The organism is Aneurinibacillus migulanus (assembly GCF_001274715.1).
In the GTDB taxonomy this organism is placed as follows: Bacteria; Bacillota; Bacilli; order Aneurinibacillales; family Aneurinibacillaceae; genus Aneurinibacillus; species Aneurinibacillus migulanus.
Map to the genome: position 1 here is coordinate 1313795 of NZ_LGUG01000004.1, position 20131 is coordinate 1333925.

A 20131-nucleotide genomic window follows, 5' to 3' on the forward strand; every position below is an offset into this window, starting at 1 on the left:
TATTCTGTTTTGCATAATTTTTGAGAACGTATTGGAAATTATCCTTGAAATCAACAGAACATGGTAATATGTATATAAAAACGTTTACATTGTTCAATGAAAATCCAGGGAGTAAAGTCGGCAGAGGTATAGGGAGGAGAAGGCGTTGTTGGGAATTGAAAGGCTTTTGCTGAACATCTTGTTTATCATTTTACCGATTTTCCTATTTCAAATCTTCTTTGCAGAAAAATTGTTTAAAGGACCAAAGGTATGGTACACAGTCGTTGTTGGATTGTTTGCCTCCGCTACAGTGATTCTGTGTATGACGTTTCCGTTTACGTTTCTGCCTGGATACATCTTCGACATGCGTTCGATTCCGCTTATTATTGCGACATTATATTGTGGATATAAAGCAGGAATTAGCACGCTGGCAGTGTTGATTTTATACCGCTACTATGTGGGAGGAGAAGGATTTTATACCACTTTTTATACATATCCTATAATCACTGCGGTCGCTCTCATCTGCGTTCCCCGCTTTCGGCGCGCTGAAAAGGAAAAGCGGGAGACAATAGCTCTTTGGCTAGCTATTCTTTCTTCCTCCCTTGTTCTTCTTATGACATTGCTCCTGCTGCCGGAAGAGAATAAGATAGAGCTTAAATTCGTGCAGTTTGCGTTCGAATATTCATTGATTCAATTAGGCGGCATATGGATAGCCGTCTATCTGATTGAAAATATGCGTAAAAACATAATGATGCAGCAGGAAATTCAACGAGCTGAGAAACTATATGCAATGGGCGAACTGGCGGCATCAGTTGCCCATGAGATACGCAATCCGCTCACCGTTGTGCGTGGATTCCTTCAATTGTTTGGTCGACAGCAAATCCCTGTGGAGAAGCAAGGGGACTATATCGATATTATGCTAAAAGAGTTGAACAGGGCTGAAGAAATCATTAGTGATTACTTAACATTCGCTCGTCCGCAAATCGAGAGCCGGGAACGCATCGAAGTAGGCGAGCAAATCCGGCAGATAGCGGGAGTCATGACATCATATGCATTGCTAAAAAATGTGGATATTTACACGGAGACAGAAGATCATTTATTCCTTGAACTGAACCGTTCAAAATTCTCTCAGTGTATGATTAATCTTATGAAAAACGGCGTAGAAGCGATGCCGGAGGGAGGAACTCTTACCGTACGAGCTTTTCGTCAGGACAAAGATGTGGTTATTGAGATTATCGATACTGGAAAGGGGATGAGTCAGGAGGAAATAAAGAGGCTGGGGAATCCTTTCTATTCAACCAAAGAGAAGGGGACAGGCCTGGGGCTTATGGTGTGTTATCGAATTATCGAGGCATGGGAGGGCAAAGTGGAAGTTCGAAGCGAAAAGGAGAAAGGTACTCATTTCTCGATTATTCTTCCGGCTTTATCTGATGAATTATAATATGGAATTATTTAGATACTACTGGCGGAATTTGGTTCCAAGGAAAAACCGTTAACAAAATAGTAAGTTCAATGACTTCCGCTCAAAACGCTCATGGTGGTCAAGAGCAGACGATTCTTCAATTATATACAACCATGTATCATTGGGGTACAATTGTGGTAGCTCCGGGTTATACCGACCCTATTCTTTATGGGACGGAAGGAAATCCATACAGAACCAGTGTATCAGTTGACCAAGATAATAAGATGGTTGGTGATGTTCAAGCTTTCCAAAATGTGGTTCACCATCAAACCAAGCGTGTGGTCACAATTGCAGAATGGGTTAAAAAAGAATGCAATAAAAAATACGTGTGACATACAAAGCTGGGCATTTCATCTTTAATTATTCGTTGAAACAAAAAGCTCCTTTTCGATACATAAAAACGAATAGAAAAGCAGAATATAGGAGGGGTGTAAAAAGTACAATACAGGAGGAGTTCAAAAGTGGCACAGCAACAAATGGACACGAACCAATTAAAACAGGCTGAAGCATCAACAACAATTGCTAAGAACCTTATTACACAAGCGATTGAACAATCATCTGCAAATCAGCTTGTAGCACAAGAAGCTTTAAAACAAGCATCTGCAGAGATTGCTCAAGCTCAAACAGCAATAAGTCAAGTACAATCAGCTATGCAAACACAGCCAGCCCAGGTATCAAAATAAAACAAGCATTATAAACTAAAAAGTTACTGAATCAAGCGTCTTATAAATTATTCTGAAAAATTCCATATATATGTTTTAATGCTTTTAAGAATATAAAAAGAGAGACCATAAAAAACGGTCTCTCTTTTTAATGGATAAGAAAATAGATGTCGCCGTAAAGCTATATAAACTACACTTGATATTTTGACAGGGTAGCGTGGTTGGAAGTAGGTGAAGAGGTTGGATGCGCCCTGCGCTCCAGCAGAAGAAAGGCAAACGTGTCTTTTTCCAACCGCCCACCGCCCTTCCTTTTTTTCTTACGAAGCGTTACGGTTGCGATGTTTGCTATAAGGAACACACATAGGCGTGCCATACAGTGGATCATTGATAATACGACAATCAAGATGGAAGACTGAGCGAACAAGTTGCTCTGTAATAATATCTTCAGGCCTTCCTTCTGCAAATACGTTCTGATTTTGCAGAGCGACAATATGGTCAGCATACCGACAGGCCAGGTTAATATCATGTAGTACCATTACAATCGTTCGCTTCTGACTGCGGTTTAGCTCAGCCAAAATGTCGAGTACTTCGATCTGATGCGTCATATCGAGGTACGTAGTTGGTTCATCAAGCAGCAAAGCGTTCGTGCCCTGAGCCAATACCATAGCGATCCAGGCTCGCTGGCGTTGTCCGCCCGACAAGGCATCTACAGGGCGTTCCGCCAGTTCAGTTAGCTGAGTCGCCTCAAGCGCCCAACGTACCATGTTTTCGTCTTCTTCCGACCATTGCTGTAGCCACGATTGATACGGATATCTGCCTTGCTTAACAAGTTGCAGGACGCTCAGACCTTCGGGAGCACCGGTTGTTTGCGGCAGAATCGCCAGACGTCGCGCTACTTCTTTGGTTGATAGGTGGGAAATACTCTGGCCGTCCAGAATAACCGAACCGCCGGCCGGTTTCAACAGGCGGGCCAGCGAACGAAGCAATGTGGACTTGCCGCACCCATTGCTCCCGATAAAGACCGTAACTTTTCCTTCCGGAATCGTAATATCCAGGTCTTGGATCACAGTACGGTTGCCGTAAGCGAGCGTCAAGTTTTCTGCCGCAAGTGTTTTCATAGGTAACATTCCCTTCCTTCTTATTGGTTCCGGTATTTATATAACAGGTACATGAAGAACGGTGCGCCAATCGCCGATGTGAAAATACCGACTGGCAAATCGAGTGGTGACAATGCCGTGCGAGCGATTAAATCACCCGCTACTACAATAAAAGAACCAATTAGCGCTGCCATTGGCAGCAGGGCACCGAATGACGGGCCGACCAGCTTACGTGCGATCTGAGGAGCCAGCAGCGCCACGAATCCGATTGCGCCGCCGATGGCGACAGCTGCCCCTGCCAGTGCCACACAGACTAGAAGCAGTACAGCACGCTGCCGTTCCACATGGTGCCCGACGCCTTGGGCTACATCGTCGCCCAGTTGCTGTACATTAATGCTTCGGCCAAGCAGCACCGCCAGCGGAATAAATACCAGTGCCCACGGCAGAAGCGTAAGAACATCGTTCCAGTTCGTTCCGTATACGCTTCCTGCCAGCCAGACCATCGCTTTGCTCGTTAGATACACGGGGCTTACAACTAATAGAAGCGTAGTAAGAGCAGACATGCACGAATGAATACCTACACCGATAAGTACTAGACGCATCGTGCTCACACCCTGCTTCCAGGCCAGGAAATAAATAAGTACTATAACAAGACCAGCCCCAAGCAGTGCCGAGACCGGAAGCCATCGAATCGAAGCGGCAGGAAACACGGTGATGAAGGCGACAGCCGCCACCGAAGCTCCGCCTGTAATGCCGAGCAAGTCTGGAGATGCGAGCGGGTTGCGTACCATTCCTTGCAGAATGGCCCCGGATACGGCTAGGCAGGCCCCTACCAGCATGGCTGTGAGCACGCGCGGGAGGCGGAATGTCTGGACAACCAGATTATGTTCGGGCGCACCCATTCCTAGCAGAACTTTTAGCACATCAATTGGTGCAATGAAAAAATCACCAATTCCGATACTAAATAAAATTAATATGAATGTCAGCAGTAAGAAAAATAGACTGAATATAATAGAGCGCCTATCTAATAGAAAGGAAAACTTACCTTTTCCACCGCGTACGGGTATGTAGTTCTTCACGATTGCCATCCTCCTTTTCGTGCCGCATAGATGAAGAACGGAGCCCCGATCAGCGCGGTCATTACACCGATGGGCAGTTCTTTTGGCATGGCGACGAAACGGGCCAGAATATCGGCAATCAAGAGCAAAATCGCCCCGAACAAACCACTGTACGCGATCATCCACCGTGTATCGATTCCTACTATAGGTCGGACGATGTGCGGAATAATCAACCCGACAAAGCTAATCGGACCGGCTACCGCGATGGAACTCCCGGCCAATACGACAATAAGGATACCGGCGCCGACTTTAACGAATGCAGTACGCTGCCCAACCCCCTTGGCAACATCATCTCCAAGTTTCAGTGTATTCATCGGTCCTGCGATAATAAGGGATGCGACAATCGCGACTATCATATAAGGAAGCACCGAAATGAGAATGTCAAGCTTTCTGCCTGCCACTGAACCAGAAATCCAGAATAACACTTCTTCCATGGCAGATTCGTTAAATATGAGAATTCCTTGGGTAAGGGACGAAGCAAGCGCAAACATGGCAGCGCCTGCAAGGGTTAACTTAAGCGGCGTCGCACCTCCTCGACCCAGTGAGCCAAGTGCATAGACGGCGATTCCGCTGATTGCGGCTCCCAGAAATCCAATCCATGTTAAAGCCGTCAGTGTGCTAACGGAAAAAAAGGCAACTGCGATAACGATGAGAAGCGAGGCACCTGAGTTGATGCCGAGAATGCCTACATCGGCCATTGGATTTCGGGTGAGCGCTTGAATAAGTACACCGGAAATCCCGAGGCACATGCCAACCGCAACCGCGATAAGCGCTCTGGGAATCCGAACTTCGCGGATAACGATATGTTCATTCGTACCGGAAAAATTCGTATATGCTTCTATTAGCGTTTGCCAACTGGTATCGATGACACCGAAGATAATGCTAGCGTACACCGCCAACACAAGAATGACGGCGCCAATTAGGAGCCCTGCAATTTTCAATTGCGTACTTGGCAGCAAAACTCTCATCTCTCAATCCTACTTCCCCTACAAACATGCTGAATATCAATGTATGTTTTTTTTCTAATTCAATGATAAAGTTTAAGGTTATTTGGCGAACCTGTCAATGATTCTGAAACTCATTATCAATGCTTTATTATTTTTTATTGACAAAATGGATACAAGCGGTTAGTATAATATCGGAAATGATAATCATTATCATGATTAAAGGGGAGAACAACAGTGTTTACTACATACAAAAGAAGGAAAAGAAACATCTTCACGCTTCTGACGATGCTGCTCGCTTTTGCGGTATTCGTATCCGGATGTGGTTCTCAGCAGACCTCTTCTGAAAAAGGAGGCGAAGCGGGTGGAGAACAAAAGAAGGAAGCGACTCGCACGATAAAACATGTAATGGGTGAAACAAAAGTGCCTGAGCATCCGCAAAAAGTCGTTGTGTTAACTAACGAAGGAACGGAAGCGGTACTTGCGCTAGGCATTAAGCCTGTTGGTGCCGTGAAGTCATGGAAAGGCGAACCGTTCTATGACCATATTGCTAAGGAAATGGAAGGCGTAACCGTAGTAGGGGATGAGCATCAGCCAAGCCTTGAGAAAATCGCGGCATTGAAACCGGACTTAATTCTTGGAAATAAAATGCGTCAGGAAAAAGTGTACCAGCAGCTTTCTGAAATCGCACCGACCGTTTTCACAGAAGAGTTGCGCGGCGCATGGAAAGATAACTTTAAAGTGTATGCCGAAGCGCTGAACAAGAAAGCGGAAGGCGACAAAGTTCTTGCAGATTGGGATAAGCGTATCGCTGACATTAAACAAAAAGCTGGAGATAAGCTTTCGACTCAAGTATCCGTCGTTCGTTTCATGACAGGTAAGACGCGTATTTATTATAAAGACACATTCTTAGGCATGATTCTTAACGAAATCGGATTTGCTCGTCCTGCTTCGCAGGATAAAAATGAATTCGTCGATGAAGTAACAAAAGAACGTATCCCGGATATGGATGGCGACGTAATGTTCTACTTCACATATGAGACAGGTGATGGCCAGGCTTCTAAAGTGGAGAAAGAGTGGACGGAAGATCCGCTGTGGAAGAATCTAAAAGTTGTGAAGAGCGGAAACGCACATAAAGTAGATGATGTTATCTGGAATACGGCTGGCGGCGTGAAAGCAGCCAACCTTCTGTTGGATGACCTCGAAAAATATCTACTTAAATAAGAGGGTAAATAAAAACCAGGATAATGTGTCCTGGTTTTTTCTTTTGCATATAAAGACAGGAAGCACGGTGTATCCGGCTTCCTGTCCTTCTTATTTTCCGATTTTGGCGGATACCCGCTTTTCCAATCCGTCTAGAATCTCCTTGCCTTCTTCCTTATTCAGCAAGTCGAGACGAATCAGAAAATCCACGATGCGAGAGAGACCGAACATCTGTGTATCCAGTACTTCTTCGTATAGTGGACACTTCGGCATCGTCAGGTTCGTGCGTTGCACCTCGATTAGATGTTCAATCTTATCGGCTTCCGCCCGTAACAATTGCATGGTTTGTTCTTTCAAAGCATCCATTCAAATAGCCACCTTCTCCTTGTCCATCCTCGCAATATTTAGAAGGAAGTCTTTTTTTATACGTTATCTTGAGTATAGCAAAAATGGAGAAGAAATGTAGCCTTTCATGCGTTTATTCCATTTTTCGGTCATCCTGGATGGTTCGCCCGGGATAAAACATCTGTTCGGGACAGACGGGGTTCACTTTTCCGGTCAGCCGCAGCGGCGTAATTCGATATACGGATGTCGGGTTACCAAGGCTGGAACGATATTTATCCACATGGGATGAGGCAAGAGCGCCTGAATAGTAACCAGGTACATATTTTCTTAGCATGGCCTGAAGCGCCTCTGTAGCCTCTTTGAGTGATTCAACCTTCTCTGGATAGCCGAACACCATCACACTCCGGTAGGCGGTGCTAGTGTGGGCTGGAACCGGGTCAGCGATGGTGCCCCAATCTTCTACCACTGTAAAACAAACCGGCGCTTCTTGCTGGGTCAGAGCGTCCGTCTTCCGACCTTCACTGCTCCCATGAAAGTAAAGACTTCCATTATGCCAAATAAAATTAAGCGGTACAACGTACATGCCTTCATTATCCTGAAGGCCCAGATATCCGGTACGTACTGTTCTTAGGCATGTTTCTATTTCTGCCTGTGAGGTTAGTTCATTGACCTTCCGTCGGATTGGACGTGTATTTTGATTTTTTATTTGTTCTGCCATCTTTCTTCCTCCCTTGTGTTGTATACATATAATTGTTCTGCTAGTCTAAAAGAACAGAACAATACGGCAAAATTTTTAGAATTATACTGAAGGGAGAATATGATGTCAATTCCTTTTTTGCATATACAGCGAGCAAGCAGAATACCATTATCCGAGCAAATAGAAACACAAATTGTACGTGCGATTCGGACCCGGCGCATGAGAGCGGGACAGGCGCTGCCGACGGTGCGTCGGCTGGCGGCTTCGCTTGGAGTTAGCATAGAGACGATTCAGAAAGCATATAGCGCCTTAAAGGAGGAAGGGTGGATCGAGAGTCGTCCCCGCTATGGTACGACGGTCAGCCATACGCTCCCGGCTTCGCTGCTTATGTTATCACCGAAACGGGAGGAAGAGAGAGGCCCTTTCCTGTCAAGAATCAAGGAGTATAAGCAGGCAGACGGTTTTATTCCAGTATCGGGCATTTCGCTGCCTCCGACAGATAGAGAATTTATGCGCGCATTCCGTCAGGCCGGAGAAGAAGCGGTTGAAGGAATGTTTGCTGCAGGTGAACCGGGGCCGTTCGGTTTGCTTCCGCTTCGCAGCCGGATTCAGGGACTGTTGGCTGCACGAGGATGTTGGACGAACATAGAGGACATATGTATGGTGAATGGTACACAGCAGGCACTCTGGCTTTTGGCGGATCAGATTTTTAAGCCGGGTGATGCAGTGGCTGTGCCTGCTATGTGTTATTTGCCGGCAAGGGATGTATTTTGTGATCGGGGAGTACGCGTGATTTCCGTTCCCGTGGGCAGTGAAGGAATGGATATGGACACTTTGGAAAAGATATGTGAGAAGGAGAAAATTACAGCCTTATATGCGATGCCAAATGCCCATTATCCTACAGGAGCTTCCTGGTCTGTATCAACAAAACAAGCGGTGCTTGGATTAGCTAGACGGTTTGAATTTTCGATTATCGAAGATGAATACTTCGGTGAATTATATTATACGCCGCATCCGCCTTCCACATTGTATGGTATGGCAGAGGAGAGGGGAGAGGTGCCTGTTTTCTATATGAGTTCATTCAGCACCATCGTGCATCCGAATCTGCGGCTTGGCTATATGGTGCTTCCCAAGGAATACCGGGAGAGGTTACAAAAGGCAAAATATTTGCTTGATGGCACGACCGCGGTACTGAGCCAGCAGCTTTTTCTTCAAGTTTGGGATCGCGTGAATTTTCCAGGTTATATGGAGCGCAAACGAGAAGAGCTTAGACAGGCGCGCAATGCGGCAATGGACAGTTTACAGCGTCGTTTGCCCGCGGAATACACGTTTCATACTCCAGAGATGGGGGTATGTACTTGGGTGTATGCTCCGCAGGATTTCGATAGCCTCGGTTTTTTCGATGCATGCCTTAAACGTGGTGTGTATGTCTGTCCCGGAGACGCATTCGCTGTAGAGGACCCGATTCCGGGTTTTCAAGTAAAATTCGGAGCAGTAGCACCAGCAGTATTGGATGAAGGATTGCGACGTATCGCTGAAGTACTGTTGTTTGATCGGTAAATTCTCTGGATTTTATTCCGTATGCTTGCTTGACTTATACAGAGAAAAGAGTATAATAAAGATATGTTAATTATAATTGTTTTAAATAAGTAATAAATATAAATTAAAGCTAACAGGAGGATGTAAAATGAAAAACATTGCTGAGGTATTAAATCAACAAATTGCAAACTGGACTGTGCTGTACACGAAGCTGCATAACTACCATTGGTATGTGAAAGGTAGCCAATTCTTCACGCTACATGCAAAATTTGAGGAATTCTATAACGAGGCAGCGCTTCATATTGATGAATTGGCCGAAAGATTGCTGGCCTTAAAAGGTGCGCCAGTCGCGACAATGCGTGAATCTCTGGAACTGGCTTCCGTGAAAGAAGCAAGCAATAAGGAAGATGCACGCGAGATGGTACAAGCACTTATAAACGACTTTGAACAGATTAATAAAGAATTAAAAGAAGGTATGGAGCTGGCTGAGAAGGAAAATGATGAAGTAACAGGAGATATGCTGTTGGCAATTCATTCTTCACTAGAGAAGCACATCTGGATGCTCACATCGTTCCTCGGATAATTGCCACAACAAGGCGAAGCGCAAAGCTTCGCTTTTTCTTTTGGTAAATAAGAATATTGACGGATAAGCAATACAACTATAGAATGTAAAGCGTAATGATTATGGTTTGTGTATGTAGAGAAGGTTTGCAAGATGAATAAAAGACGAGGAGTGAGTCGAATGGCAACGTGGGATTTATCCGGTACACAGCATCATGTATTCATTTGTAACGGAGGGAGCTGCATGAAGCGCGGTGGGGAAGAAGTTACGCAGGCTGTCCGAAAAGCGATTGCTGAAAAAAATGCGGATTCACTCATTCATACGACACGGACCCGCTGTAACGGTCGGTGTGAAGATGCTTGTGTAGTGATTGCGTATCCCCAGGGAATATGGTATCGCGGAGTAACGCCGGAGGCATGTCCGGATATTATAGCACAACTGCTATATGAAGAAGAGGCACGTTCTCCACAGGTAAGTTATACATACAGCACTGAAGGGTTTGTTCCTTCTGAAGAAGCGGTGACAGGTGTGAAAAAGTAAACAAAAACGCTCCGGGATATTATTTTTCCGGAGCGTTTTTATATATGGGCCCATTGTTTACACATTTTCATCTATTCTCCTTAGTTCCCACATTTGCAAATGAAAACAGCAGGAACGGGGAAGCAAGTAGCAGGACGATAAATAAACCTGCTTCAATCATGTGTATGTCTATGATTCTCCCCACCTTTTAATTGAAAATAATTATTATGTTCAATTATAAAGACAGTGATCGATGCCGTCAATAAAAATCTGCCTATTTTCATTTTTCCCCTTTCCAATGGGAAAAAAATAGATTATAATAACTATAAATTAGTTGCTTTAATGCAAAAAAATTAGACAAGAACAAAAATGAAAATCATTCTTAATTAGAAACGGGTATGCTGCTGTCCAAAGGGACAGCAGCATTCGTGCTTTCTGTGACAAAATTGAGATTTATTATCAGAGGTGAATACGAATGAGCGAAATGAAAACCACATGTACACAATCTGTATCGGTGAAGCCAGATTTGAAGCAGGCAGAGTGGAAGCAGACGTTGCAACGACATGCTGAAGGTATTGCGGCCATGGCATGCGGCGTGTTGACGTTTGGCGCGTGGATGCTACAGGATAGTGGAATGGCCTGGACTTTCGTGTTGTATGTACTTGCATATTGTGTCGGAGGATATGTGAAAGCGAAAGAAGGTCTCGTTACACTGTATAAAGAGCGGGAGCTGGATGTTAATTTGCTCATGCTGCTCGCAGCGGCCGGGGCAGCCAGCATCGGGTATTGGTTTGAAGGTGCGATTCTCATTTTTATTTTCTCACTGAGCGGGGCGTTGGAGAATTATACAATGAAACGCAGTAGTAAGGACATCGCGTCATTGATGGATATAAAGCCAGAGACTGCCTTGCTGTATAAGGATGGTAAGGAGAGCCAGATTAAGATTGAAGAATTAAACATAGGTGATTTCGTCATTGTTAAGCCGGGTGAGCGCATCCCGGCAGATGGCATCGTCCGTGAAGGTGTATCATCCGTCAACCAGGCATCGATTACTGGTGAATCCATTCCTGTGGAGAAGGAAGTGGAGGATTCGGTATTTGCAGGAACTTTGAACGGAGAAGGCGCTCTAATAATTGAAGTAACAAGTGGAAGCGAGTCAAGCTTATTCTCAAAAATTATTCGTCTCGTACAGGAGGCGCAGAGCGAGATGCCCCCTACACAGCAATTCATCGAGCGCTTTGAAGGAGTGTATGCCAAGGCTGTAGTTGGAATTACGTTGCTGCTGATGACAGTGCCACACTATGTCCTCGGCTGGACCTGGTCTGAGACGTTGTACCGCGCCATGGTATTTCTCGTCGTAGCTTCGCCTTGTGCGCTCGTCGCTTCTATTATGCCAGCGATGCTATCCGCCATATCCAACAGCGCTCGTAAAGGTGTGCTGTTCAAAGGTGGTGCACATCTGGAGAATTTGGCTGGTATCCGTGCGATTGCATTCGATAAAACAGGCACGCTGACAGCAGGAAGACCGGAGATTACTGATGTTGTACCATTACAGGACTATAGTAAAGAGCAACTGTTATGGATTGCAGGATCTATCGAGAGCTTATCCGAGCATCCGATTGGCAGGGCGGTAACAGAAAAAGCGGAAGCTTGTGGAAGACCATTGCTTCGGCCGAAACAATTAACGGCAGTAACCGGATTTGGTGTGGTGGCAGAATTTGAAAATGAGACGTGGAAGATCGGAAAAGAAGCATTCGTGGATGCACGAGGCAAGCATGAAATGCTATCGAAGCTGACCCAGCGTCTGGAGATGGAGGGAAAGACGGTCATCTTCATCCAGAACGACAGGGGGATTGCGGGTGTACTGGCAGTGCAGGATACGCTTCGTCCTGAGGCAAAAGAAACAATAGCTCAATTAAAAAAACTAGGGATTACGATTGTTATGCTAACGGGAGATAAACGCTCAACAGCAGAGGCGATTGCCGTTGAAGCCGGGGTTGATGAAGTATATGCTGAACTCTTGCCGCAAGAGAAGGTTGAAAGCGTCAAAGCACTCAGGGAGCGGTACGGCAAAGTGGCAATGATAGGAGACGGGGTTAACGACGCCCCCGCTTTGGCAACCGCATCGGTCGGTATTGCGATGGGAAGCGCAGGCAGTGATGCGGCTCTTGATACAGCCGACCTGGTACTGATGAATGACGATTTAGGAAAAATTCCAACGGCGATTCGGTTGGGGAAAAAAACAGGGCGGATCATTAAGCAAAACATTGTCTTTTCGCTAGGAGTTATCTTGCTGCTTATTCTATCTAACTTTGCTCAATTCTTGAGTTTGCCACTTGGTGTTATTGGGCACGAAGGCAGTACCATTCTCGTTATTTTGAACGGACTCCGTTTATTGAAATCATAATGAATCGAGCTAGAGGTGTTGAAAGGAGGCTGACCGTTTTTTTTTGACGGTGCCTCCTTTTTGTTTTTTTCTGGCTATACGTGCGAAAGAATTGGTAGCAAAATATCAAAGGTAGTACCGATCCCAGGCTCGCTGTACACCTGGATGGTGCCTTTGTGGTTTTTAATAATGTTATAGCTTACCATTAGACCAAGCCCTGTTCCTTTTTCCTTTGTCGTATAGAATGGTTGTCCCAGCTTTTCGATTTTCTCTGTAGGGATGCCGATGCCTTGATCAGAGAAGCGAATGAGTACATGGTTGTCATCCTGGCGCCAGAGGCGAACGTGAATATCCCCGCCATCGGGCATTGCTTCCAACGCATTTTTCAAAATATTAATAAATACTTGTTTCAACTGATTGGCTTCGCATTCTACCTTAGGCAAATCACGTTCATAGTTCGGAATGATTTGGACCTTTTTCATAATAGCCTGTGTTTCAAATAGATTAATCGTATGCTGTACAATTTCCTGCAGACAATTCTTATGGAAGTGTACGTGCTGGGGCTTGGCCAGCATTAGAAAGTCGCTAATGATTGTTTCGATGCGATCCACTTCGGAAAGCATAATTTTCGAATATGGGAAATGCGAATGGTCTTCCTGATTAAACAGCTGGATAAATCCTTTTAAAACGGTTAGCGGATTTCGGATTTCATGGGCTACACCCGCGGCCAGGCTGCCAGCGATAGAGAGGGTATCCGCTTTGCGCAGCGCATCTTCCGCTTTTTTCTTGTCTGTAATGTCACGGATAACGACCATAAAGGCCGATTGGTTATTGTATTGGATTGAAGTAGCCGCTACGTCCACGTTAAGCACGCTTCCATCTTTGCAGATGATTTTTTCCTCGACAGGATCGAGTATGGCGCTCTCTTCTGTCATTTTCTGAATGCGCTGCTGGACGATTTCATGATAATCCGGATGAATATAGTCAAAGAGTGAATTTCCGATTAGCTCCTGCGGGTCCTCATATCCAAGCATCCGGGCACCGGATTTGTTAACGAACAGACAGTTTCCGTTCTGGTGAAGCAGAATCATATCCGGCGAGAGTTCTATGAGTCGGCGGTACAACTCTTCGCTTTCACGCAGTTGCCTTTCTTTCTCTTCTAGCGCTTGTTTTGAAAGATGAAGAGAGGCGATATCACGTCGGATGACGATATACAGGATGATGCCGGTAATGAAGGTAAACAGCAACGCTTTTGTTATATGAATCAGAAATGTATAGGTTGAAAGATTTAGCAGCTCCCCTACGATTTTATCCGATAGTAAAATATATATGGAAGAAAGAAGTACGTAGAGAAGCGGGATTTTGTATAGTTTTAAGTCGGAAAACATCAAAATTCCTCCGTCTGCTTTGAATTCGTTTCTCTCATATTACTATATGAATCGCTGTTATCGGAATTGAATATGAAAAAAATGAAAGTGAACATTTTTCCTTTTTTTATATTGTAATTATTATTTTTTATAAGTTATTTATTAATTAAAGATTGACGATAAATTAAAGTTCTTATATTATTTAAAACGTAATTATTATTATTTATAATAAAAGGGGAATGAAAATGAATCAGGAAAAAATCCCTGTTACGGTATTGAGCGGATATTTGGGTGCTGGAAAAACGACTTTATTAAACCATATATTGAACAACCGCGAAGGATTAAAAGTAGCAGTAATCGTGAATGACATGAGCGAAGTAAACATCGATGCGGAATTAATTGAGAAAGGTACATCGCTATCACGAACAGAAGAGAAGCTGGTGGAAATATCGAATGGCTGTATTTGTTGTACATTGCGGGAAGACTTGATGCAGGAAATCGAGCGGCTGGCTACTGCAGGAAAATATGATTATATCTTGATCGAATCGACCGGTATTGGCGAGCCGATACCAGTAGCACAGACGTTTACATATCAAGATGAAGAAAGCGGGATCGACGTAACGAAGTATTGTCGTCTGGATACGATGGTGACGGTAGTGGATGCCTACCGCTTCTGGCGGGATTTCTCATCGGGTGAGAGTCTCCTAGAACGCGAACAGGCAGTAAGTGATGATGATAGACGCGAAGTTGTAGATTTGCTGATTGATCAGATTGAATTTTGTGACGTACTTATTTTGAATAAATGCGATATGGTGACGGAAGAAGAGCTGGAGCGGTTAGAAGGCGTATTACGTAAACTCCAGCCCTCGGCCCGCTTTATCCGTGCATCTCATGGACAAGTGGCCCTAAAAGAAATATTAAATACTAATTTATTCGATTTTGATAAAGCGTCCCAATCAGCCGGCTGGATTCAGGAACTGGAGCGGGAGGAACATGCTCCGGAAACGGAGGAATATGGTATCTCTTCATTTGTATATCGGCGCAATCGTCCGTTTCATCCAGAACGATTGGCTGACTGGTTTGCTGATTGGCCAGCGGAAGTCGTGCGCGCTAAAGGATTTATGTGGTTAGCGACTCGCAATGAAATGGCCGTTAGCGTAAGTCAAGCAGGGCCATCCATTCAGCTTGGTGAAGCCGGATACTGGGTAGCGGCTATGTCGGAAGAAGAACAGCAGCTCTATATGAAAGAAGATCCGGAATGGGCGGCGACCTGGGATCGGAAATGGGGCGATCGGATGACGGAGATTGTGTTAATCGGTATAGAGATGAACAAGCATGAGATTGTAAAGACGCTGGATCTGTGTCTGCTGACTGCAGAAGAAGAGGAGGCTGACTGGAGCTTATTTGCGGATCCGTTGCCTGCATGGGAAGAAGCGGAGGAAGTACAAGAACAGAACGTATAGGTAAGTGTAGTAGCACCCTGTAATATAAGCAGGGTGTTTTTTTAATGAATAGGAAAGTAGATGTCACTGTAGACGAGCATCAAGGCTCATAAGTTTTTCTTTCAAAAAAGAATCATTATTATTTTAGAGGACGCATACCTTGTAGGGAGGGACAGACCATGGAACGAAGCGGTAAGTGGCATTTTGACGCCGGAAGATTCGCACAGGGAATGGTACTGCTTAACTTTGTGTTGTTTTTGTACAAGATTTTCGAAACAGGGGAAATTAGCCGCCTGGTCGCTCCTTCTTTTATGCTGCTAACTTCAGGTATGGCTCTGCTGTTAGGCCTGCTTGCAGTATATGCTTTTATAACATGTTTGTACCAGCATAAGGAGGATGCCGGATGCGTTCATTGCTCGTTCGTTGGCAGGAGCGAGTACAGAAGGTGGAGTGCTGAGCTTTCTAGTTATCGGTCAGATGATCGATATCAGGAATTTTTTGCTGCTCCCACGTGCATTTCACCGCAGAATCGTTGTGCTGGCGTTTTTTATCACTTTTCTTTTGCCTTTTGTACTTGGTGTGTTCATTAACTACCGTGGATAGAGAGAAACGGAGCGTATATATTCGCTCCGCCTCATTCTAATTATTTTATTTTACAACGGGTTGCCGCTATCGCTCCAGCGCCACTCTTCCAGAATTTTAGCAATGCGTGGCGCCATTCCATCTCCATATTCCATTGGATACTGGATTTGAATGATAAAGTAACGTTCCCCATGCTTGCCAAGCAGCAGACGATGAAACTTTCCATTGGCTTGGTATGCATAGGCTTTGCTTGCCCATGGCGTTTCTTTGGTACTTTGTTCGTGCTCCGCTTTGTAATCGTAGGCACGAATCATTTCTTCTGGATGAATATTTTTTGACGGAAAAAATATATGAAGGAATGCGTCGGCATTACGCTTTCCGCCAAAGTTAGCTATCATTCGAACACTGTCGCCTTCCCCGGAGCTGGCTGTATTCGCGATCATATCCGAGGGATAATAGGTGGTGAAGGGCCAGCCTTGTTGTCTAAATAAATGAAACATCATTTTTTCAGGCATTCCTTCGATATAAACAGTTTCTTCCTTTGTAGTCGGCCGGTTCTGCTCGTTATCTCCAGGCAATGATGGAAGCAGTGCTGGATCGGATGGCTGTTCCGGACGAGGCTTTAGTTCTTTCCGTCCTTGTTCATATACATTCTTTAAAAACTGTACTGCTTCGGCACGTGTCAGTGTGTCTTTTCCTCGATACGAAGCGATGCTTATCACCCCGGGAATTTTGCCGAAAGCCAGCTTTTTGCCCAGTACATAGCGAATGGCATCATCGCCTGTATAGTATGCACCATTGATTGCGGCAATCAACTCCGCTACCTTTTCCCGGGTAATGGACATATGCCGTGCTTTTGTGTTATTCAAGCCAGCAAGCGGATAGCGAAGACTCTGTGCCTTTTTATAATAAGGCTCGGTCCAATCGTTTCCTGTTTTAGCGAGGGAAGGAATAGATAAACCGATGAGCATGCTAAGAAATTCCGCTTCTGTTGTTGCCTTATCCGGTTTGAATGTCCCATCTCCATAGCCCGAAATCACATGCCGTTTCACACCCCACGAAATGGCTCCGTTTTTCCAAGCCCAGTGACTGGAAGACACATCGGTAAATGACGGATCTTGTGCCCATGTAGTGCCTCCGGCGAGAAGGGTAAAAGCGGCGATGGAGCACGCGATTCCACGTTTCATTTTACTCTTGTCCATACGTATTCATCGCTCCCTTTGAGGTGCTTTCTTACTTTATGTAGACTAAGCGAAAGCAAGAATGTTTCTCTGATGTACAGCAATTCCGCACATGTTCCTAACAGGAATATTAGGAAGCAGGCTTACTGCGAAATCGTATCGCTAACCAGAGGATAAGACCGACGATGAGGAGAATACTAAGTGCCAACAAACCGTAATCATGCACAGCGGTGCCGATTCGATCGATGTACCGACCGAATACACGCCCGATAAAGAAGAAAAGAAGTGTCCAGACGAAGCCGACCGTGTAGGAAAACAGCGCATACCTTGCAAATGACATGCGCCCAATGCCGACCAGATAGGGTACAAGGTGGCGCACAATTGGAAATGCATAACTAAGACACAGTGAATACGAGCCGTATTTATTAATCAAGTCATATGATTTTGTTAAGTATTTATCCACATTTTTCTTTTTCTTAAGTTTGTTTAATACTGGCGGGCCCATTACTCGTCCAAGCCCATATCCGATAGATAAACCGGATATGACACCCATATACGTAATGAGAAACGCCAGAACGGGATCGAGCAGGTGCAGTGAGGTTACGAAGCCGCCGGTCATGACTACGACCTCATCCGGAATCGGCATGCCGACAATGCCCAGCCATAGGCAAAAAAAGAGCGCAGCATAACCATACTGCCCGATAAACGTAACTAACGTGTCAACATCCATTACTATCCTCCAATCCATTCGGTTTCTTCCCATATTATAAGCACTTTAGCTTAAGATTGAAAGGTTGCCGAAAAATTGCAGGTGGGCGTTGCAGAATGACCAGTATGTGGTACGATAGAATGAGTTTTGGGAGGAAAGAGGGAAATGCCATGATGAGTGAAAATTTAGTTGCAGAGATGAACAAACAGATTAATTTTGAATTTTATTCTTCTAATTTGTATTTGGCGATGGCAGCATATTGCGCAGCAGAGGATTTGGATGGCTTTGCTAACTTTTTTACTGTTCAAGCGCAGGAAGAAAATTTTCATGCAATGAAAATTTTCCATTTTGTAAATGCTACTGGTAACCGAGTACTCATTGGGGGACTAGAGGCGCCACAGAATGAATTTACTTCTGTTGAAGACGTATTTCGTGCGGCATATGAACATGAACAACAGGTGACGAAACGGATATATTATTTGGCAGATATAGCTTCACAAGAGCGCGAGCATGCGACCAGCAGTTTTTTAAATTGGTTCATTGATGAGCAAATCGAGGAGGAAGCAACCTTTAGTAGCATCCTCAAAAAATTAGAGCGGATTGGAGCCGATGGAAATGCGTTATATATGCTTGATGACGAGCTAGGCAAGCGCACTTTCGAGCCGCAGGACGCTACTACATTAAAATAAATTTGAACAAATTGTAATAATCCCTGAAATTTGTGGGTAATAATTTATTATTACTACATTTTTACAAAGGGGTTTTCAAACAATGAATTGGATTGCAAAGCAGTGGCATAACGCTTGGGCCAATTATTATGCATCCAAGGTTGAGAGCCTGGATAGCACGACAGAAAATACGTATAACGCAGATTTACGCACTTATCATTCGAAAAAATTTATTACCCATTATGAAGCGTTATACGGAAGTGAACTGCAGGAAGAAAGCAATGAAGAATCAATGCGTATATTCTAAGATGAACGGAAATATGCCAAACAAAGAGTCTGTTCTGTAGTTGCAGCAGACTCTCTTGTCATTAAGCGGACAAACGATTATAATAAGATATACAGCAAGACCATAAATGGCTGACTGAGGGAGCAGAAACTTCCTCTTGCAAAAAGTAAGCCAATTAGGTAAGATAATAATTAATAAAGTAAATTATATTGCCTGCGATGTACGATTCATTTTTTTGTTTCGAACCTTACGAAGAAAAAGGGAGTCTAAAATTAAGCTGTGGACGCTACGCTCGCCAAGACGGGACAGCGGAAGTGGCTTTGCGGACACCCACCTGCGAGAGCGGGTTTTGAAACATGAGGGTGAAACGGCATAGGCGGGGTTTCATAATGAACCAACAAGGACGCTTTCGTATTTATGTAAGTGTTCTTTTTACATGTAAAAACTCTCATCACTTGATGAGAGTTTTTTGTGTCCGGAGAATTACTTCACAAAATACTCGACAACCATCATACCGATAAAGATAACCATTAAAATGCCGAACGAAAGGCCAAATCCGAGAGAAGAATCGACTACATCATTTTGGTTTTTGTCTAAATTCAGGTTTGGATTTGTCATTGTTCAATCACCTCCGTCCTTTCATCATATCATAGGAAGTAGACCTTCGCCTATGAAGGTAAGAGGCAAACAAGTGACAAATTTGCTAGTTTTTTAATAGGTAAGAAAGTAACATTGAACGAATCTCTTGAAAAACTCGCGAGGCGTGTGCCAAACGTTGCTTTTATCTATAGAGTGTTTGGCTTCTTTATGAAAAAAGGACGAGCGGTAACGCCCACGAGTTTTTCTTAGCATAAAGGGCTAGGAGCCAATCAGGTTTTGTACTTTACGTTCTAATTGTTCCGGGGGAAGTAAGCCATTTGCAATAAAGATAATTTTTCCGCCTTTATCGACAAAAATATTGGTAGGAAAACCTAAAACCTGATACATTTCTGCGACCTCTCCCGTCCGATCGAAAAGAATGGGGAATTTCATATCGAAAAAGTGAACGAACTTTTTGGCATTCTCTTCTTTATCATTTACTGTAACATTTACGGCCAGAATCTCGAACTTTCCGCCATATTTATTATACAAGCGGTTAAGATCCGGCGTTTCTGCCCGGCAAGGACCGCACCAGGATGCCCAGAAATTAATGAGTACGGGCTTTTTTAGTTCAGAGAGGCGGTACTCTTTTCCATCCATCCCGGTTAGAGTAAAATCCGGGGCATAGAAGCCGACTTCCGCTTTTGCTTCTTTTTTAGTCAGAGTTCCATTGGTATAGAGTGTGTAGCCTACGAGAGCAAGAATGATAGCGAGCGCAAGAAAGGATTTTTTCATGGTTTCACC

General features: G+C 44.4%; 21 protein-coding genes, 1 other RNA gene and 2 pseudogenes. 14 read left to right on the forward strand and 10 right to left on the reverse strand.

The annotated features are described in order from the left end of the window. Positions 1 to 145: 145 nt before the first annotated feature. The 3 genes and pseudogenes from AF333_RS08185 to AF333_RS08195 all read left to right on the forward strand — a co-directional run bounded on the left by AF333_RS08185 (position 146) and on the right by AF333_RS08195 (position 2124). A complete protein-coding gene (locus tag AF333_RS08185; RefSeq protein ID WP_080787790.1) occupies positions 146 to 1420 on the forward strand; it encodes an ATP-binding protein in 1275 nt (424 codons plus the stop codon). An 8-nt stretch (positions 1421 to 1428) separates the two neighbouring features. Then, a pseudogene (locus AF333_RS08190) lies at positions 1429 to 1773 on the forward strand (NAD(P)H:quinone oxidoreductase, type IV); the annotation flags it as partial. A gap of 144 nt (positions 1774 to 1917) precedes the next feature. Beyond that, on the forward strand, positions 1918 to 2124 hold the full coding sequence (locus AF333_RS08195; protein ID WP_043066768.1) for a hypothetical protein: 207 nt from the start codon (positions 1918 to 1920) through the stop codon (positions 2122 to 2124). Between the two features lie 296 nt (positions 2125 to 2420). Here the strand turns inward: AF333_RS08195 and AF333_RS08200 are convergent, their stop codons facing one another. Genes AF333_RS08200 through AF333_RS08210 form a run of 3 tightly spaced genes read right to left on the reverse strand, consistent with a single transcriptional unit; the run spans position 2421 to position 5286 of the window. Continuing rightward, the gene (locus AF333_RS08200; RefSeq protein WP_043066767.1) at positions 2421 to 3221 is read right to left on the reverse strand and encodes an ABC transporter ATP-binding protein; all 801 of its coding nucleotides are present in this window, start codon (positions 3219 to 3221) and stop codon (positions 2421 to 2423) included. Between the two features lie 20 nt (positions 3222 to 3241). Further along, the gene (locus AF333_RS08205; protein WP_043066717.1) at positions 3242 to 4279 is read right to left on the reverse strand and encodes a FecCD family ABC transporter permease; all 1038 of its coding nucleotides are present in this window, start codon (positions 4277 to 4279) and stop codon (positions 3242 to 3244) included. Continuing rightward, a complete protein-coding gene (locus tag AF333_RS08210; RefSeq protein WP_043066716.1) occupies positions 4276 to 5286 on the reverse strand; it encodes a FecCD family ABC transporter permease in 1011 nt (336 codons plus the stop codon). The genes AF333_RS08205 and AF333_RS08210 overlap by 4 nt, the downstream gene beginning before the upstream one ends. Before the next feature lie 213 nt (positions 5287 to 5499). On the opposite strand from AF333_RS08210, the gene AF333_RS08215 reads away from it, so the two are divergent. Beyond that, positions 5500 to 6486, forward strand: coding sequence for an ABC transporter substrate-binding protein (locus AF333_RS08215; RefSeq protein ID WP_043066715.1), 987 nt, complete (start codon positions 5500 to 5502; stop codon positions 6484 to 6486). 90 nt (positions 6487 to 6576) lie between these two features. On the opposite strand, the gene AF333_RS08220 is transcribed toward AF333_RS08215, so the two are convergent. Next, complete coding sequence (locus tag AF333_RS08220; protein WP_043066714.1) at positions 6577 to 6831, reverse strand: DUF1507 family protein; 255 nt, start codon at positions 6829 to 6831, stop codon at positions 6577 to 6579. Positions 6832 to 6943: 112 nt separating this feature from the next. Continuing rightward, complete coding sequence (locus tag AF333_RS08225) at positions 6944 to 7528, reverse strand: pyridoxamine 5'-phosphate oxidase family protein (RefSeq protein WP_043066713.1); 585 nt, start codon at positions 7526 to 7528, stop codon at positions 6944 to 6946. A 102-nt stretch (positions 7529 to 7630) separates the two neighbouring features. Between AF333_RS08225 and AF333_RS08230 the strand changes: the two genes are divergently transcribed. The 4 genes from AF333_RS08230 to AF333_RS08245 all read left to right on the forward strand — a co-directional run bounded on the left by AF333_RS08230 (position 7631) and on the right by AF333_RS08245 (position 12534). Further along, positions 7631 to 9067: an aminotransferase-like domain-containing protein gene (locus AF333_RS08230; RefSeq protein WP_043066712.1), complete on the forward strand. Its 1437-nt coding sequence runs from the start codon at positions 7631 to 7633 to the stop codon at positions 9065 to 9067. A 127-nt stretch (positions 9068 to 9194) separates the two neighbouring features. Continuing rightward, positions 9195 to 9629, forward strand: coding sequence for a Dps family protein (locus tag AF333_RS08235; RefSeq protein ID WP_021619211.1), 435 nt, complete (start codon positions 9195 to 9197; stop codon positions 9627 to 9629). Positions 9630 to 9788: 159 nt separating this feature from the next. Then, on the forward strand, positions 9789 to 10148 hold the full coding sequence (locus tag AF333_RS08240) for a (2Fe-2S) ferredoxin domain-containing protein (protein ID WP_043066711.1): 360 nt from the start codon (positions 9789 to 9791) through the stop codon (positions 10146 to 10148). Positions 10149 to 10602: 454 nt separating this feature from the next. Beyond that, on the forward strand, positions 10603 to 12534 hold the full coding sequence (locus AF333_RS08245) for a heavy metal translocating P-type ATPase (RefSeq protein ID WP_043066710.1): 1932 nt from the start codon (positions 10603 to 10605) through the stop codon (positions 12532 to 12534). A gap of 74 nt (positions 12535 to 12608) precedes the next feature. On the opposite strand, the gene AF333_RS08250 is transcribed toward AF333_RS08245, so the two are convergent. Continuing rightward, a complete protein-coding gene (locus AF333_RS08250) occupies positions 12609 to 13901 on the reverse strand; it encodes an ATP-binding protein (RefSeq protein WP_052812144.1) in 1293 nt (430 codons plus the stop codon). Positions 13902 to 14125: 224 nt separating this feature from the next. On the opposite strand from AF333_RS08250, the gene AF333_RS08255 reads away from it, so the two are divergent. The 3 genes and pseudogenes from AF333_RS08255 (at position 14126) to AF333_RS08260 (ending at position 15925) form a co-directional block, all read left to right on the forward strand. Then, positions 14126 to 15343: a GTP-binding protein gene (locus AF333_RS08255; RefSeq protein ID WP_043066709.1), complete on the forward strand. Its 1218-nt coding sequence runs from the start codon at positions 14126 to 14128 to the stop codon at positions 15341 to 15343. 209 nt (positions 15344 to 15552) lie between these two features. Continuing rightward, positions 15553 to 15681, forward strand: a pseudogene (locus AF333_RS37390) (hypothetical protein); the annotation flags it as partial. A gap of 37 nt (positions 15682 to 15718) precedes the next feature. Next, the gene (locus AF333_RS08260) at positions 15719 to 15925 is read left to right on the forward strand and encodes a hypothetical protein (protein WP_043066708.1); all 207 of its coding nucleotides are present in this window, start codon (positions 15719 to 15721) and stop codon (positions 15923 to 15925) included. A 50-nt stretch (positions 15926 to 15975) separates the two neighbouring features. Here AF333_RS08260 and AF333_RS08265 read toward each other — a convergent pair whose 3' ends face one another. Together AF333_RS08265 and AF333_RS08270 are read right to left on the reverse strand one after the other, a co-directional pair. Then, complete coding sequence (locus tag AF333_RS08265; protein ID WP_052812143.1) at positions 15976 to 17106, reverse strand: S-layer homology domain-containing protein; 1131 nt, start codon at positions 17104 to 17106, stop codon at positions 15976 to 15978. A gap of 109 nt (positions 17107 to 17215) precedes the next feature. Continuing rightward, positions 17216 to 17815, reverse strand: a complete 600-nt coding sequence (locus AF333_RS08270; protein ID WP_043066707.1) for a DedA family protein — start codon at positions 17813 to 17815, stop codon at positions 17216 to 17218. 149 nt (positions 17816 to 17964) lie between these two features. Between AF333_RS08270 and AF333_RS08275 the strand changes: the two genes are divergently transcribed. The 3 genes from AF333_RS08275 to ssrS all read left to right on the forward strand — a co-directional run bounded on the left by AF333_RS08275 (position 17965) and on the right by ssrS (position 19135). Next, a complete protein-coding gene (locus AF333_RS08275; protein ID WP_043066706.1) occupies positions 17965 to 18483 on the forward strand; it encodes a ferritin in 519 nt (172 codons plus the stop codon). Positions 18484 to 18565: 82 nt separating this feature from the next. Continuing rightward, positions 18566 to 18769 carry a hypothetical protein gene (locus AF333_RS08280; RefSeq protein WP_043066705.1) on the forward strand — a complete coding sequence of 68 codons (204 nt, stop codon included), beginning with the start codon at positions 18566 to 18568 and terminating at the stop codon, positions 18767 to 18769. A 186-nt stretch (positions 18770 to 18955) separates the two neighbouring features. Beyond that, positions 18956 to 19135, forward strand: a non-coding RNA gene (ssrS, locus tag AF333_RS31605) — 6S RNA. Between the two features lie 96 nt (positions 19136 to 19231). Here ssrS and AF333_RS31610 read toward each other — a convergent pair. Beyond that, positions 19232 to 19366, reverse strand: coding sequence for a YqzM family protein (locus AF333_RS31610; protein ID WP_080787788.1), 135 nt, complete (start codon positions 19364 to 19366; stop codon positions 19232 to 19234). Between the two features lie 240 nt (positions 19367 to 19606). Then, positions 19607 to 20122, reverse strand: a complete 516-nt coding sequence (locus AF333_RS08285) for a TlpA family protein disulfide reductase (protein ID WP_043066704.1) — start codon at positions 20120 to 20122, stop codon at positions 19607 to 19609. Positions 20123 to 20131 lie beyond the last annotated feature (9 nt).

Excerpts from the sequence above, each read along its gene's own strand:
- AF333_RS08240 (WP_043066711.1), top strand. The coding sequence starts at position 9,789 with ATGGCAACGTGGGATTTATCCGGTACACAGCATCATGTATTCATTTGT.
- AF333_RS08230 (WP_043066712.1), top strand. The coding sequence starts at position 7,631 with ATGTCAATTCCTTTTTTGCATATACAGCGAGCAAGCAGAATACCATTA.
- AF333_RS08195 (WP_043066768.1), top strand. The coding sequence starts at position 1,918 with ATGGACACGAACCAATTAAAACAGGCTGAAGCATCAACAACAATTGCT.
- AF333_RS08265 (WP_052812143.1), bottom strand. The coding sequence starts at position 17,106 with ATGGACAAGAGTAAAATGAAACGTGGAATCGCGTGCTCCATCGCCGCT.
- AF333_RS08250 (WP_052812144.1), bottom strand. The coding sequence starts at position 13,901 with ATGTTTTCCGACTTAAAACTATACAAAATCCCGCTTCTCTACGTACTT.
- AF333_RS08245 (WP_043066710.1), top strand. The coding sequence starts at position 10,603 with ATGAGCGAAATGAAAACCACATGTACACAATCTGTATCGGTGAAGCCA.
- AF333_RS08225 (WP_043066713.1), bottom strand. The coding sequence starts at position 7,528 with ATGGCAGAACAAATAAAAAATCAAAATACACGTCCAATCCGACGGAAG.
- AF333_RS31610 (WP_080787788.1), bottom strand. The coding sequence starts at position 19,366 with ATGACAAATCCAAACCTGAATTTAGACAAAAACCAAAATGATGTAGTC.
- AF333_RS08210 (WP_043066716.1), bottom strand. The coding sequence starts at position 5,286 with ATGAGAGTTTTGCTGCCAAGTACGCAATTGAAAATTGCAGGGCTCCTA.
- AF333_RS08270 (WP_043066707.1), bottom strand. The coding sequence starts at position 17,815 with ATGGATGTTGACACGTTAGTTACGTTTATCGGGCAGTATGGTTATGCT.
- AF333_RS08285 (WP_043066704.1), bottom strand. The coding sequence starts at position 20,122 with ATGAAAAAATCCTTTCTTGCGCTCGCTATCATTCTTGCTCTCGTAGGC.
- AF333_RS08220 (WP_043066714.1), bottom strand. The coding sequence starts at position 6,831 with ATGGATGCTTTGAAAGAACAAACCATGCAATTGTTACGGGCGGAAGCC.
- AF333_RS08280 (WP_043066705.1), top strand. The coding sequence starts at position 18,566 with ATGAATTGGATTGCAAAGCAGTGGCATAACGCTTGGGCCAATTATTAT.
- AF333_RS08260 (WP_043066708.1), top strand. The coding sequence starts at position 15,719 with ATGCCGGATGCGTTCATTGCTCGTTCGTTGGCAGGAGCGAGTACAGAA.
- AF333_RS08275 (WP_043066706.1), top strand. The coding sequence starts at position 17,965 with ATGATGAGTGAAAATTTAGTTGCAGAGATGAACAAACAGATTAATTTT.
- AF333_RS08235 (WP_021619211.1), top strand. The coding sequence starts at position 9,195 with ATGAAAAACATTGCTGAGGTATTAAATCAACAAATTGCAAACTGGACT.
- AF333_RS08200 (WP_043066767.1), bottom strand. The coding sequence starts at position 3,221 with ATGAAAACACTTGCGGCAGAAAACTTGACGCTCGCTTACGGCAACCGT.
- AF333_RS08255 (WP_043066709.1), top strand. The coding sequence starts at position 14,126 with ATGAATCAGGAAAAAATCCCTGTTACGGTATTGAGCGGATATTTGGGT.